Here is a 14,020-nt window from a genome sequence, read left to right as displayed (position 1 = left end):
TGACACCAGCTGCTTATGCCCAACATCTGGCCAACACCGATATCATTACCCCCGGACTCTAAACCAAGCCGCTACTCAGGGCGGGGGGATGTCGCGTATGTTGCAAATCCGGCCCACGACACCAAAAGTCCACTATTCAACCCGAGAAAAACACCCGAGCCGTCCGATGCGGCAGATGTATACAACTCCAATGTAGTAAGAGCTGGAATGGGTACATGGTATGGAAAGTCCAGCGACGGCAGCATCTACAGATACTTTTCTGACAACGCTGGCGGTGTTCATTTCAGTGGCACAGTCCCTCGTAGCTCAGTAAATAACTCAGCGCTTAAGGAGCTCGACAAAAAATGATTTTTGGTGAGAAAAATATATTCGCAGTGGAAATGCAGCTGGACAACAACAGCGGCGGGCAGTGGATGCTAGGTAAATTCTGTTATTGGTTAAATGGGGAAAGAGTAGGAAATTTCGAAGATGGCACGTCCCTTAGAGATGTCTATCTTCAAATGACGCAAATACTTAGAATAAAAGACAGAAACCTTAGCGGTCCAGATTTAAGCTTTATTGAAATTCATCGCGCTATTAACGAATCGATTTTCGGAGAAGAATCCGTCATAAGTAATGCTGCGGATTACTTAGCGGCACCGCCGGTAGATGTTTTTGACGACTTTAAAGTATTTGTTTTCTCAAAAAAAAATGACGAATACACTATTACTTATCAAAAAGAAGGCCATGAAATAAATTTCATTTGCTTGCCACGGATTAAATTTCTCGAAACACTTCATCAATCCTATGAAGCAATGGGTAGTATTTATGATAACGCGATCAATTCCGGCCCGTGAAATAAACAACTATTCTCCAACATTAATTCTATAGCTCGACCCTCAACTTGAGCGCTACAGGTTGGCATCTTCAGGAAGGATTATTCAACCTTTCCTCTGGGTGTAAGAGTTGCGCAAGTTAAAACGATGACCTCTGCAGTGGCAGCCTATAATGGATCAGTTAAGAATAATAGGCTTACGCGAATAAATGGCCGGACATATACCGCTCAAAAGATGGCTCGCTTTTTGCTGGTGATAGGCAGCATGGTCGGTTTGAAGTGATCGAAGCAACGACCGGAAGGCATCTTGGTGAAGTAGATTTTTCTCTACCCCTTTAAGGCCCGCGGCACGCGACAAATCCCACGACCTCAAGGTTAAATAAATATGCACTGGATTAAACTTTTAGATTACGAAGGCGACAGCTTATGTCGAGGTGGTTTTATAAGAGTAAACGGCTGTTTCCCATATGAAAAAATAGTCGAATTCATGCTTTATGAAACTGGAGAAGCTGATAGGCCCTATGGCTTAATAGTTGCGTCTGGCTACAAGGCTGGATTAAAGCTCGTCAACCTTCCCGGCGATAGCCTCGCCTCAAAGGGCGGCGTTTCTAAGAGCTGGGTTATATCTAACTGGGATCGATGGATATATCCCGAGTGCGAAATTAATGAGGCTTATTTCCTTGAACAACGCGAACTAGTTATAGAGAGCTAACTTTAAATTAGATTTATTTAACCTGAGACAGGAGCCGCGTAACAGCGCGGCACCAGGCTGAAAGACGCGTTGCTTTCAGCAAACACGGTACTGGCCGATATCGGCGGCGACCTCAACATCGAGAGCCTGCAGGACACCAGCACCTACGCCAGCAAGGACAAGGCGGTCGGCGGCAGCGTGACCTTCGGGATCGGCTTCAGCGCCAGCGCCAGCTATAGCAGCAACAAGGTCAACGGCGACTTCGCCAGCGTCACCGAGCAGAGCGGTATCCAGGCCGGCGATGGCGGCTTCGACATCCGCGTCGGCGGCAACACCGACCTGAAGGGCGGCGTGATCGCCAGCACCCAGGCGGCCTTGGATGCCGGTGCCAATCGCCTGCAGACCGGCACACTGACGGTGAGCGATATCACCAACACCAGCAGCTATGAAGCCAAGGGCATCAGCTTGTCGGGTGGCTACGCTGCGGGCGGTAGCAAGGATGGCGCCAAGACCGAGACCCAGACGCCGCCGACGACCAACAACGGCAGCAACTGGTCCTGGCAAAACCAAGGTAGCGGTGCGCAGGGCGCAAGTGCCGGCTACTCCAGCAAGAGCGGCAGCGAGACCTCGCTGACCACCAGCGGCATCAGCGGCGGCACGTTGGTCATCACCGACCAGGCAGGACAACAGGCCAAGACCGGGCAAAGCATCAGCGACGTGCTGGCATCGCTCAACCGCGACGTGCTCACCGGCGACAGCGCCAACGGCCTGGTCAAGGGCTGGGACGGGCAGAAGTTGCAGCAGCAGGTCAGTGCCGGGGCCGAGATCACGGCGACGTTTGGGCAGCAGGCGAGTAAGGCGGTGGGAGATTACGCCTCAACGAAAGCCACCCAGTTGCGCTTGCAAGGCAAGGAGGACGAGGCAGCAAAGTGGGATGAAGGCGGCGAGTATCGCGTGGCCGCTCACGCCACAATCGGCCTGCTGGGTGGAGGCGTGCAAGGCGCGCTTGGATCAGCCACGGCCGCCACGGCTGCACCGCTGCTTAACGAGCTAACCAAGAACCTGCCCGATGGCGTACGAGAAGCGGTGGGAGCAGGTGTCGCGGCTGGGTTGGGCGCGGCAGCGGGTGGCTCTGCTGGTGCAGCCACTGCGTTTAATGCCGATACCAATAATCGGCAATTGCACCCGTCCGAGGTAAAGTTCTTAAAGAGCGATGAGGTCGTCGAAAAATATATCGACTACATGGCGAAGAACGGTCTCGTTCTCACCGAAGAAGAAGCGCGCGTCAGACTGAATCGATTTGCTGCATCGAAAGAAGACGAGAACTGGGCTGCGCTAAACGGTACAGACGTACTTACTGAAAGTTTCCTCGTCAAGGGGTCGGAAGGCCGCTACTACACGGATTCGATGGGTGATCGTCATGCATTCTTCCAAAGTACCGACAAAGAGTGGAAGGATCCCACGGTCAATCTGAATGCGCTTTATGGCTCCCGATTCGATCCGTCGATAAAAAACTATATCGAAGATATTCGTAGCCCTGATCATGGCCCAACCCAGAAAAATAAGGAGCTGCAATATTTAGGGACGACTCTTGGGTATGACGCTGCTGATAAGCAAGCCAGCTTCGGGGGTGACCTTACTTCCATTGGAAAAGGGATGCTACTGGGAATAGGCTCTATTGCCTTTAGTGGATATAGCGATCAGATAGGCCCCCTCGATGAGCTCGCGCTTAAGAACAACTATCAACTTCTGTTGAAAGATCAAGGCCGCTGGGCGGAAGCCGGCTATGTCGAAGGCCTTGATTGGGCGACGACTCAACGTCTGATGTGGGCAGGCATTGCTGTTGGAGAAGCCGGAGGGTTAGTTGGAGGCCAACTTACAGGTATCATTCGTAACTCAATGAAGAATCCAAGGTTGAACAACCTAGGAAGTGCTGCTGAAAATATTTATACTGAGACCAAAGCCATTGGAGAAGAATTCCCTAATTTGGCAGGAGTAAATCCTCATTACGTTGAGGGAGCCGGACCTGGCGTTAATACTAATTGTGTATCCTGCGTCAATGCAGCTCAGGACCGGCTTTCGGGCAAGAACATTAATGCAGTTTCTGATGCTACCAAATACTCTGACATGAATGGATTACTTCCTTCAGCTCCCTTTGGATTTGAGGCTCGGAGTACCCCTGCAGCAGTTGTAGATCAGATGCTTAAGGAAGGCAACGGAGCTGCACGACCCCTCATTATTGAGCAACCTGGAAAAGTTATGCATGTCATTAATGTTGTGAATAAAAATGGAACAATTTTTTTTATAGACACCCAATTGGGAAAAATAGTTAAATTAAACCCTGATGTGGCCGTTCGTCTTGGAAGACCTCCATTATGAGATATGACATAGAAAATATATCTATCATGGAAGCAATGAAAATTGCTGAAAATGAAGCTAGATTGACTCTAAATATAGAAAATGAAAGTGAGATATCATTACTAAGTGATAGATACTTGGAGGCTGAGTCTTGCTGGATGTTTTTCGTAAACGAAGATATAAAATTATCTTCTGAAATTACGCTCGGCCTAAAATGGGCTTACGTTGTAAGCAAAAAAGGGGCCTTCGCAATGGTGCAAGACTTATCTGGCGATGAGAACAGCCTTAAAGACTATTTGGTAAAAATGTCGGATTACTTTAAGAAAAGAAACGAATAACATAAATTTCCACAAGCGATATGGTATTTCCACAGCATTTACCCGCACCGGTCCGCTTATCTTCTATGCCGCCTGCGGTTCCGGACCGTATCGCCCTGCGATGTCAGAAACGCGAGTTGAACATCGCAGCGCGATACGACCACCGGTGACGCAACAGCCATCTGCCGGCAGGCAACACCGCCACGATCATCAGCGGCAACGACACCACCCTGAAGGGTGCGGTGCTCTCCGCAAACACGGTACTGGCCGATATCGGCGGCGATCTCAACATCGAGAGCCTGCAGGACACCAGCACCTACGCCAGCAAGGACAAGGCGGTCGGCGGCAGCGTCACCTTCGGGATGGGCTTCAGTGCCAGCGCCAGCTACAGCAGCAACAAGGTCAACGGCGACTTCGCCAGCGTCACCGAGCAAAGCGGCATCCAGGCCGGCGATGGCGGCTTCAATATCCGTGTCGGTGGTAACACCGACCTCAAGGGCGGCGTGATCGCCAGCACCCAGGCGGCAGTGGATGCCGGTACCAATCGTCTGCAAACCGGCACGCTGACGGTGAGCGACATCACCAACACCAGCAGCTATGAGGCCAAGGGCATCAGTCTATCGGGTGGATACAGCTCTGACGGTAAAAAAGACAACGATAAAGGGACAAATCGTCAGAACGAAGGATCAAGTCAGACTCCCTCTACCGTCGACAAGGGAAGTACGTGGGCGGTCCAAAACTTTGGCGATGACCGTAGCCTGGGAGCACCTGGCTTTGGCAGCGAGAAAGGAAGCGAAACCAGCGTGACACGCAGTGGAATCAGTGGAGGGACACTCACCATCACCGATGCCAACTCGCAACTCGTGCTCACGGGCGCGGGCGTCGATTCAGTTCTTGCAGGGCTGAATCGCGATGTCTTGACCGGGGATGGTGCATTAGGTCTGACAAAGAACTGGGACCCAGTTGCGTTGGCAGAGAAAGTACGTGCCGAAGCGCAGATCACTGCCACCTTCACTGAACAGGCACGTGGTGCCGTAAATAGCTATGCCGACTCAAAGAAGGAAGATCTGAGCAGACGCAAACAAGAAGCGAACACCCCCGAAGAAGTTGCGGCCATCGCAGCTGAGCTAGATGAGCTCAAAACGCAGGAGAAGATGCTGAACATCCTCATTGGCGCGGTGACCGGATCGGCGACTGGAGCAATCTCTAAAGAAGGGTTAAGCTCGGCCGCAGACTGGATGCGTGAAAAAATGAAGGAAAGCTCCTCGACATTCGCAGGCGTCGTCGATCCCGGTGCCGCAGTGGTTGATCCAACGTCAAAAGACCCAAATGTACTTAACAACGAGAATGGACCAAGTGTGGGCGTTGATAACGATAGGTACAAGTTGGGAGGCACTCGAATCGACTTGGACGCGTTGTGTGGGCCTGACAATGCACGTTGCTTGAAAAACCGGGATGGCTCATTGGCAATCGTCGACGGTTATGTTCAATGGGACTCTAAGGCGGCTGGCAAGTCTCTTCCAGAGTTTTTAAATAGCAAAGAAGGTAAGAAGCTGGGCGGGCTTACCGGAGGCATTCAAGGAATACAGGGGACGCTGGCAGGCAGGCCGTACGCTGCAGGTTCGTGGCAAGATCAATTGATAGAACAGTTCGCCGGTCCCCACGATATGATAGGCGGCCAATTAGCAGGCTTGTACGATTTCCAGGGAAACGCAGTACGCAATCGATCTGCGGCAGTAAAAACATTTCACGAGGCATGGACGGTAGTAGCTATTCCGGTAGCAGCACCATTTGCCATGGCTAAAGCACTTCCGCCTGATGTCTGGAATGCAATTTCAAAACTTGTCTCGGGTTCTCTGTGATCATATTTCGCTCGATCTTCATTATAATAATTCTGCAGCTCTCCGGTTGCGTCATTGGGAACGGTCGCATATGCGGACCACAGACGCCACTCGCGCTGTGCGACAAGGAGGCAGAGAAGGCGTTGTATCACCCTACTCCCCTTAGAGATTACTGGAGCAATACAGAAATACAGACCGGCGATCTAAATCAAGCTTGGTTAGATTGCGGTGGAGATGAGCGCGGAGGCTACATTAACGCTCAACGCAGAGCCGATGAAAGCAATGCTAGTTTCATAGAAAGAAATGATGAGGCTTTTGATTCTTTGCAACGATGCATGATGAAGAAAAATTATCGCTACGATGGACCTTGCGAGCCACCATCTTGGAGGGCTGCACCTGCGTGTCAGGCACGATTATCTGGTGCTCAATAGCGCCGTTGGAAACGAGATTAGGGTTGCGCTCAGCCCATTCAGCCAAAGGCGTGCGATAAATTCGGGGCTCTCATCCAGGCGACGCTTGTCCGGATAGCCGCGCCAGCCAGTGATACGTTAACGCCGACAACAACCTGCTGCTGGCGACCTACAACAACATCACCCTGGAAGCGGCGCAGGACACCTTCGAGCAGCGCAGCACGAGCAAGAGCGCAGCGATCGGCTTGGCGGCCACCTATGGTGAAGACAGCTTTGCTGCAGGCGTGACCGCCAGTGCCAGCGGATCGCGCGGCAAGGCCGATGGAATCGATGTCACCCAACGCAAGAGCCACCTGTCGGCAGGTAACACCGCCACCCTCATCAGCGGCAACGACACCACCCTGAAGGGCGCGGTACTCTCTGCAGATACGGTGCTGGCCGACATCGGCGGCGACCTCAACATCGAGAGCCTGCAGGACACCAGCACCTACGCCAGCAAGGACAAGGCGGTCGGCGGCAGCGTGACCTTCGGGGTGGGCTTCAGTGCCAGCGCCAGCTACAGCAGCAACAAGGTCAACGGTGACTTCGCCAGCGTAAAGGAGCAGAGCGGTATCCAGGCCGGCGATGGCGGCTTCAACATCCGCGTGGGTGGCAACACCGACCTGAAGGGCGGCGTGATCGCCAGCACCCAGGCGGCAGTACATGCCGGCGCCAATCGCCTGCAGACCGGTACGCTGACGGTGAGCGACATCACCAACACCAGCAGCTATGAAGCCAAGGGCATCAGCTTGTCGGGTGGATACGCCGCCGGCGGAAGCGATGGCAAGGATGGCGCCAAGACCGAGACCCAGACGCCGCCGACGACCAACAACGGCAGCAACTGGTCCTGGCAAAACCAGGGTAGCGGTGCGCAGGGTGCAAGCGCCGGCTACTCCAGCAAGAGCGGCAGCGAGACCTCGCTGACCACCAGCGGCATCAGCGGCGGCACGTTGGTCATCACCGATCAGGCAGGACAACAGGCCAAGACCGGGCAAAGCGTCAGCGATGTGCTGGCTGCGCTAAATCGTGATGTGCTGACCGGCGACAGCGCCAATGGCCTGGTGAAAGGCTGGGACGGGCAGAAGCTGCAGCAGCAGGTTAGTGCCGGGGCCGAGGTCACTGCGACGTTTGGGCAGCAGGCTTCAAGGGAAGTCGGAAAGTACGCAACCAATAAAGCAGCTGAGTTGCGCCTGCAAGGCAAGGAAGAGGAAGCGGCCAAGTGGGACGAAGGCGGTGAGTACCGTGTGGCTGCCCATACAGCGATGGGGCTGCTAGGCGGTGGGGCCCAAGGTGCACTAGGTTCGGCAACGGCTGCTACAGCGGCACCCATGTTGAACGAGCTGACAAAGAACTTGCCTGACGGCGTGCGGGAGGCTGTGGGTGCTGGCATTGCGGCTGGGCTAGGCGCGGCGGTGGGTGGCGCGGCGGGCGCGGCGACGGCGTTCAATGAGGATGCAAATAATCGCCTGCTGCACCCGAAAGAAGCGGAATCACTTGATAAGTTCTCAGAGGGGTTTGCCCGCTATCTAAATGATGGAAAGGAACCCTCGCCAGATCAGATTGAGGAAGCCAAGCGACGTCTGACAGAGCGCGCGCTTTATCAGATCGACAGCGGATTCTCAAATAACCAATCTGCGAAAAACGACTCTCAGGCTGCCGGTTTCCTTAATGGTCTTTCTGAATACTTCGGACCAACCGCTGGCGATGTCGGGGGCGGAGTCCTTTTCGATGCACGCGGTACGGATGCATATGCAAATCACATTACCAATAGCGAGTATATCCTAGGAAATTTCGCCACATACAACAGCATTAACTCAAATAACATCAAGGGGTTTGCGCCGGGTTACTCAGGTGCATATCTAGCTTATGCTGTGGCTGCAAATGATCCCGGCTGGAGCACTCAAGGAACAAGCATCGAGCAAGCTATAAAGTTTGCAGAGATCGGCAACGTATTGAAAGGATGGGCTAGTAGTGGGCTGGATATTGAGTCAATTAGCTCATCCAAGCAAGGATTGATGCTTGGACTTAATTCAGCGGGTAAGCTTGGTGATCCTGCACAAATGGATTGGTTCGTCTTTCAGCTATTGAAGGATACGGTGGACGGACCCGCCGGCCTCGGAGATAGTGACATCCCAGCTAATAACAAAGGCGGGAAATCTAACAATTACACAGGAACAGAGAAGTTAAAAACTTCCACTCCGGGGAGTAAAGATGCATCGGCATCAACATCGCCACAGGAAAATTCTGCGGGGTCTGGAAACATTGACTTGGCTGCCGACTTTCCCAACAATGACGCCCAGATTAAACATATATTCAAGTTGCAATCAGGGCATCTGAGTGATACCGTGGAATCTAGAGAGCTACTTAAAAATATTGCACAGAACTCAAGTAATAGATTAGGCGTTGATGCATTCGGCGTTCAATGGTTTAGTAAAGTGCAGAACGATGGAAGTCAAGTCTGGGTTACGGTGAGAAATGGAATTATTCAAAACGGTGGCATTAACGAAGTCCCAAGAACTTTCGACGCGCGAACCGGGCTATCGAGCCCAACAAAAAAATAGGAGAATATTTTGATGGATGAATTAATTACCATTAAGCAAGCTTATATCGCAATGTTTGAATATTGGGTTCGTGTCTACGAAAGAACAGGCTCAGGCGAAATAGGTTCAGCCTTGTCCGAATTAAGTTTGCTTGAAGATGGCTCTAGTGCAGATCCTGCCGCGTTGGAGGACTGGCTAGAAGTGGTCCAAAAAGTTGTCACGGGAAGAGGCGACGCTAGTATGAAATTTATCGACTAGAGCAAGTAAATAAAGCGAAGACCGTCAATTTTAAAGAATTGCAGATTTTCGGGAGAATTTTGAAGGGCATGCAAGGCTGAAGCTTGTTTTTTTAGTTTTTGATACTAGCGAGAGCGAGACCAAACAGCGCAGCTCCACTTCCAAGGGCTCCACCCTGCAGGCCGGCGGCAACGTCAACCTGATCGCCACCGGCGGTGGCGAAGACAGCAACATCCTGGTGCGCGGCAGCGACATCAAGGCCGGCAACAACCTGCTGCTGGCGGCCGACAACAACATCACCCTGGAAGCGGCGCAGGACACCTTCGAACAACACAGCACCAACAAGAGCAAGAGTGCGGCAATCGGCGTGGTGATCACTTACGGTGCAGACGGCTTCGCCGCCGGCGTCACCGCCAGCGGCTCGCGCGGCAAGGCCGATCAACCTCGATTCCCAGCCCTTGGCGGTTGAAGTCGTCAATCACGTTGAACAATCGGAACCTGCGACCGTCACTGAGCTGGTCGTGCATGAAGTCCATCGACCAGACCTGGTTGATCCACTCGGGCACCGCCAGTGGCTCGGGCTTGTCGCGCACCAACCGCTTCTTCGGCTTGATCCGAGGGAATTGGACTCCAAACTGAGGCGCTACTCAAAATTGGGGGGACGTCGCTGGCACTACCATGTCCAGCAAGGTTGGCGTGCGGCCGCCCACCGGCACCGCTGCGCGCAGCAGACACCACGATTTGTCCGGCTTCAGATCGCTCCAGTCGATGACGATTACCGGCTGCGCGACGCGCACCAGCCACTGCGCCATACCGTGTTCGATCACTGATCGCTCAACCTGCAAATTGCGGTTACTCAGCAGGCGATCGACTGCCTTGAGCGGCGCGCGCACCCGCAGTGCGCTCGGCCACGAACGTGCGATGTCCATCAGTGTCAGCCTGCGTCCGAGCAACGACGCCTCAACCGCATGCAGCAACGCGCGTTCGCGCAACGCATGCATCCCGGACAGTGAGTTGGGGCAGGCACTTCTGCAATACTTCGTTGGCGCGCATGGTCGTCAACCTTCTTTGGCTTAGTCACCTTGAAGATTGCGCCATGCGCGCACTTTCTTCCCGATGATCATGTCGCAAGTGATTGATCTGCGAGGAGGAAATGTGGGGAAACCTCAGGGTCAGGTTAGTTTTTAAGTGAACCCGACCCCGTTGTTCCGGACCCCGTTGTTCCGTTGTTCATTAGCTTCGTGAGTAATCGCGCAGTGCGTCTGCCGCACCCACCGGGAACGCCACCAACTGAGCCAACAAGACACGGACAGAGTGCGCTTTCCTGCGGGGAACGTCCGAAGGTAGCGGGTTCACTTCCCACTGGCCGATGTGTAGGAACCCAATGGCACAGAAAGCCATTGCGCGATACACATGGCAGACAGGGGTGTGGCGGTATCCCCGCAAAGTCTCAGAAGCAAGTGCTTATCTGGGTCAGCGGGCGATTCCCGTCAAGGTGTGTAGCCCCACTGCCCGATGATGGCTTCCAAGACGGCTTGATTCACTGGGACCGTGCCTGGACATGTCATCAGATATTGCCGGCGCGCGACCGCCGTAGCAGGCGAGTCGAAGTGCGGATCCCATATCTGGATCGCGTGGAAGGCTGCGATCGGCGCTGCACATTCGGCACTCGGTTTGCCGAAGCCGGACACGGCGGCCATGCATAGAAAAACCGAGCAAGGATCTGCCGCCTGGGCGCGAGTTGGAGCGCTCAGGCCAAGGCCTAAAGTCGCCGCCAGTGCGAACGTGGTGGCAATGGTGCGTAGCTTCATGATGAATACGTCCCTGGTAGTGGCTGAAATGACGTGCTTGTCTCTGGGCGCCTTGCGATAAGCGTGGCTCAAAGAGACAGCCCTGACACCGCTTGGATGGTGTCGGATGGGTCACCCGATTTTCCGTCTTCGCCAGAATGGCGGTGGTGAGGGTATCATGCGAACCGCGCGTAGTGTGAGGCTTAGGCACGGCCGGCTGGCGGCTGAGCGAAAGTGCGCTGGTAGTTGGTCCAGTCCCATGGCGCGACGCACAAACGCCTGCCCATCCATCGCACGTTCTGTGACTTCGCCACAGCCACGGCACCCATGCTCATCAATGACATACCGTAGCGTTGCGAGGGCTCTGCAGTGGCGACGGTCTGTAGCCACCATCTCGACCGTTCAAGTTTGAATGCTCAACCTGCCTGAGTGCGTGCGTGCGTGCGTGCGTGCGTGCGTGACTTTATACGTCACTACGGCGTCTGCGATTTACTCAGGGATTTCCTAGAGCGTGTTATGAACTTTGAAAGAGGGTGGCTGCATTTCCAAGCATCAGGATCGTGAAGACGACGAAGTGCAAACCGGCCAATGTTTCCGGCAGTCGCTCGTAGTCCCATGCCAGCCTTCTGAAACGATTGACCCACCCGAAACTGCGCCCGACGACCCATCGGCGTGGAAGCAAAACGAAGCCTTTCTTAGCTTCTTGCAGCTTGATGACGTGCAACTCACTACCTTCTTCCTTGGCCGCCTGTGCCGGTTCTTCGCCGGTATAGCCCTGATCCACAAACGCAATCTTGACCGTTTTACCGGTCACATGTTGCACTTCTTGAGCCAACGAGCGCACCTGCGCGCGTTCCTGCTCATTGGCCGGCGTGACCTGGACGGCGAGCAGATGTCCTAGCGTATCGACCGCCATATGCACCCTGCTGCCCTTCTTGCGTTTATCGCCATCGTATCCAGCACGCGGCCCACTTTCACAGGTGGACTGCAGCGTTCGGCCATCGAAGATGACCGCACTTGGCTGGCCGTTCTTCCCCCGTGCTACACGCAAGAGTGAGCGCAGATCGCCGACCATGGCTTCAAAGCAGCCAGCTTGCAGCCAACGCTGCGTTTGATGATACACCGCCTCCCAAGGTGGAAAATCGTTGGGAAGCAATCGCCATGGTGCGCCGGCGCGTGCGATCCAGCGCAGTGCGTTGAACATCGCGCGTAGCTCATACTTGCGCTGCGGTGCCTGCACATCCATCAGCGTCAAATAAGGAGCCGCAAAAGCCCATTCTTCATCGGAAATATCGGTGGGATAAGGCTTACGAGGCTTCATCCGTATACGTTAACGTGACAAGGACAAAGTTCATAACACGCTCTAAGGCTGCTCTTTAAGTGCATCTGACCCCGTTCTTCGCGTGATCGCCAGCACCCAGGCGGCGGTAGATGCCGGTGCCAATCGCCTGCAGACCGGCACGCTGACGGTGAGCGGCATCACCAACACCAGCAGCTATGAAGCCAAGGGCATCAGCTTGTCGGGTGGATACGCCGCCGGCGGAAGCGATGGCAAGGATGGCGCCAAGACCGAGACCCAGACGCCCCCGACAACCAACAACGGCAGCACCTGGTCCTGGCAAAACCAGGATAGCGGTGCGCAGGGCGCAAGCGCCGGCTACTCCAGCAAGAGCGGCAGCGACACCTCGCTGACCACCAGCGGCATCAGCGGCGGCACGTTGGTCATCACCGACCAAGCTGGGCAGCAGGCCAAGACCGGGCAAAGCGTCAGCGATGTGCTGGCTGCGCTAAATCGTGATGTGCTGACCGGCGACAGCGCCAATGGCCTGGTGAAAGGCTGGGACGGGCAGAAGCTGCAGCAGCAGGTTAGTGCCGGGGCCGAGATCACTGCGACGTTTGGGCAGCAGGCGTCAAGGTAAGTGGGAAAGTACGCAACTGATACGGCCGGCGTCGATGGACACCAGCTGGCGGCCGGCGATGGTGCCGGTGTTCTTCAGGCCGCCGGCCAGGGCGATGTCGACATTGGCGCCGGCGAGTAGCGCACCGTTGCTGTCCAGGTCGCTGGGACGCAGACGCAGATACACCTGCGGCACCAGTGTTGAAAAGTAATTATAATTTACACCTATAAATTATCTTTCCCCTTCTCCTTCTCCTTCTCCTTCTCCTTCTCCTTCAAAGCTTAAGAGTATAGATTCAATAAGCGGATCGGGATTTTCAACTGCCATTAAAGCTTCGTATATTGATTCACATGAAGTGGACGCAGAGTCTTCTTTTCCAGCGAACACCAAAGAAGATACAGCACGAGCTTGACTAAAAAAAATAATATAATTTTTATCAATTTCAGATTTACCCTCTGAAATCTCTTGAGCTAAAAAATACTTTTCATCCAATTCTTCAGCTAAATTACTTAACTCTGACAATTTTTCAGGAGAGAAATTATTTCCACGAAGCAGCTCCTGCATATATTCATCATATGCTGGGCCGAATAATGAAGCAGAGCGTAGTGCATGCCCGCAAACCAAAACAACTGCGCGACGCCTCTGTGAAGAATTAGAAATAATAATATTTTTTGCTAATTCAGCTGAAATCGATTCTAGTCTATTTTTCATTTTTTAAACTTAGGTTGCGGCTTTAGTGGCGTAGAAATATTTGCACCAGTCGGATGGATGAAATTTTGACACGAAAAGCAGACACGTCTAGCTGCACCAATATCAATCACGTTTAAGCCATTAGCCTTCGCATATTTGACGATATCGTCCTCAGCATGTCGAGTGCCTGAGATTATTTTTTCTCCAGACTGAACTTCAACTCCAGGGCGAAGATAGCCGCGTAGTTCACTTGTACTAGGGCCTGTTAACACATCCGAAGCCCATCAACGACTAGGACGAAGGAATCCAAGGAACATGACATCCAGCTTCTCGAAGCGCGAGAAAATCCGGCGGTAGCCTTTCAAGCGACGGAACAGTCTCTCCACTTCGTTGCG

At 53.7% G+C, this 14,020-nt stretch carries 12 protein-coding genes and 4 pseudogenes; 9 read left to right on the top strand and 7 right to left on the bottom strand.

Annotated elements, in window-relative coordinates; all coding sequences use genetic code 11:
- Positions 1-344 precede the first annotated feature (344 nt).
- The 8 genes and pseudogenes from GGR61_RS20465 to GGR61_RS20430 all read left to right on the top strand — a co-directional run bounded on the left by GGR61_RS20465 (position 345) and on the right by GGR61_RS20430 (position 9,716).
- The gene (locus tag GGR61_RS20465) at positions 345-836 is read left to right on the top strand and encodes an immunity 42 family protein (RefSeq protein ID WP_260289061.1); all 492 of its coding nucleotides are present in this window, start codon (positions 345-347) and stop codon (positions 834-836) included.
- A gap of 363 nt (positions 837-1,199) precedes the next feature.
- On the top strand, positions 1,200-1,526 hold the full coding sequence (gene imm45 / locus GGR61_RS20460) for an Imm45 family immunity protein (protein WP_221237475.1): 327 nt from the start codon (positions 1,200-1,202) through the stop codon (positions 1,524-1,526).
- A gap of 57 nt (positions 1,527-1,583) precedes the next feature.
- Positions 1,584-3,884: a toxin glutamine deamidase domain-containing protein gene (locus tag GGR61_RS20990; protein WP_260289063.1), complete on the top strand. Its 2,301-nt coding sequence runs from the start codon at positions 1,584-1,586 to the stop codon at positions 3,882-3,884.
- Between the two features lie 35 nt (positions 3,885-3,919).
- A complete protein-coding gene (locus GGR61_RS20450) occupies positions 3,920-4,201 on the top strand; it encodes a hypothetical protein (protein WP_184623717.1) in 282 nt (93 codons plus the stop codon).
- A gap of 161 nt (positions 4,202-4,362) precedes the next feature.
- Positions 4,363-6,042 carry a hemagglutinin repeat-containing protein gene (locus GGR61_RS20445; RefSeq protein WP_184623723.1) on the top strand — a complete coding sequence of 560 codons (1,680 nt, stop codon included), beginning with the start codon at positions 4,363-4,365 and terminating at the stop codon, positions 6,040-6,042.
- A 538-nt stretch (positions 6,043-6,580) separates the two neighbouring features.
- A pseudogene (locus GGR61_RS20440) lies at positions 6,581-9,031 on the top strand (hemagglutinin repeat-containing protein); the annotation flags it as partial.
- Between the two features lie 12 nt (positions 9,032-9,043).
- Complete coding sequence (locus GGR61_RS20435; protein WP_184623715.1) at positions 9,044-9,268, top strand: hypothetical protein; 225 nt, start codon at positions 9,044-9,046, stop codon at positions 9,266-9,268.
- Positions 9,269-9,305: 37 nt separating this feature from the next.
- Positions 9,306-9,716, top strand: a complete 411-nt coding sequence (locus GGR61_RS20430) for a hemagglutinin repeat-containing protein (RefSeq protein ID WP_326520648.1) — start codon at positions 9,306-9,308, stop codon at positions 9,714-9,716.
- Here the strand turns inward: GGR61_RS20430 and GGR61_RS20425 are convergent.
- From GGR61_RS20425 to GGR61_RS20410, 4 genes and pseudogenes are all read right to left on the bottom strand, one after another.
- Positions 9,685-9,864, bottom strand: a pseudogene (locus GGR61_RS20425) (IS3 family transposase); the annotation flags it as partial. The gene GGR61_RS20430 and the pseudogene GGR61_RS20425 sit on opposite strands and share 32 nt — an antisense overlap.
- A 54-nt stretch (positions 9,865-9,918) precedes the next feature.
- Positions 9,919-10,300 (bottom strand): annotated as a pseudogene (locus GGR61_RS20420) (IS4 family transposase); the annotation flags it as partial.
- A gap of 437 nt (positions 10,301-10,737) precedes the next feature.
- Positions 10,738-11,058 carry a hypothetical protein gene (locus GGR61_RS20415; protein WP_184623713.1) on the bottom strand — a complete coding sequence of 107 codons (321 nt, stop codon included), beginning with the start codon at positions 11,056-11,058 and terminating at the stop codon, positions 10,738-10,740.
- A 493-nt stretch (positions 11,059-11,551) separates the two neighbouring features.
- On the bottom strand, positions 11,552-12,358 hold the full coding sequence (locus tag GGR61_RS20410) for an IS5 family transposase (RefSeq protein WP_184623711.1): 807 nt from the start codon (positions 12,356-12,358) through the stop codon (positions 11,552-11,554).
- An 82-nt stretch (positions 12,359-12,440) separates the two neighbouring features.
- On the opposite strand from GGR61_RS20410, the gene GGR61_RS20405 reads away from it, so the two are divergent.
- Positions 12,441-12,956, top strand: coding sequence for a hypothetical protein (locus GGR61_RS20405; RefSeq protein WP_184623709.1), 516 nt, complete (start codon positions 12,441-12,443; stop codon positions 12,954-12,956).
- Here GGR61_RS20405 and GGR61_RS20400 read toward each other — a convergent pair.
- From GGR61_RS20400 to GGR61_RS20390, 3 genes and pseudogenes are all read right to left on the bottom strand, one after another.
- Positions 12,948-13,121, bottom strand: coding sequence for a hypothetical protein (locus tag GGR61_RS20400; protein WP_184623707.1), 174 nt, complete (start codon positions 13,119-13,121; stop codon positions 12,948-12,950). The two genes, GGR61_RS20405 and GGR61_RS20400, sit on opposite strands and share 9 nt — an antisense overlap.
- Before the next feature lie 45 nt (positions 13,122-13,166).
- Positions 13,167-13,646: a hypothetical protein gene (locus GGR61_RS20395; RefSeq protein ID WP_184623705.1), complete on the bottom strand. Its 480-nt coding sequence runs from the start codon at positions 13,644-13,646 to the stop codon at positions 13,167-13,169.
- Positions 13,647-13,890: 244 nt separating this feature from the next.
- Positions 13,891-14,020: pseudogene (locus tag GGR61_RS20390) on the bottom strand (IS5/IS1182 family transposase); the annotation flags it as partial.

Origin of the sequence: Xanthomonas sp. 3058 (assembly GCF_014199765.1) — a bacterium.
GTDB lineage: Bacteria > Pseudomonadota > Gammaproteobacteria > Xanthomonadales > Xanthomonadaceae > Xanthomonas > Xanthomonas campestris_B.
The sequence above is the reverse complement of the archived record's forward strand: the minus strand, read 5'-3'. Positions and strand labels throughout refer to the sequence as shown.

Bases quoted from the DNA above. Each gene is read 5' to 3' on its own strand.
- imm45 (WP_221237475.1), top strand. From the start codon at position 1,200: ATGCACTGGATTAAACTTTTAGATTACGAAGGCGACAGCTTATGTCGA.
- GGR61_RS20435 (WP_184623715.1), top strand. From the start codon at position 9,044: ATGGATGAATTAATTACCATTAAGCAAGCTTATATCGCAATGTTTGAA.
- GGR61_RS20415 (WP_184623713.1), bottom strand. From the start codon at position 11,058: ATGAAGCTACGCACCATTGCCACCACGTTCGCACTGGCGGCGACTTTA.
- GGR61_RS20465 (WP_260289061.1), top strand. From the start codon at position 345: ATGATTTTTGGTGAGAAAAATATATTCGCAGTGGAAATGCAGCTGGAC.
- GGR61_RS20395 (WP_184623705.1), bottom strand. From the start codon at position 13,646: ATGAAAAATAGACTAGAATCGATTTCAGCTGAATTAGCAAAAAATATT.
- GGR61_RS20410 (WP_184623711.1), bottom strand. From the start codon at position 12,358: ATGAAGCCTCGTAAGCCTTATCCCACCGATATTTCCGATGAAGAATGG.
- GGR61_RS20450 (WP_184623717.1), top strand. From the start codon at position 3,920: ATGAAAATTGCTGAAAATGAAGCTAGATTGACTCTAAATATAGAAAAT.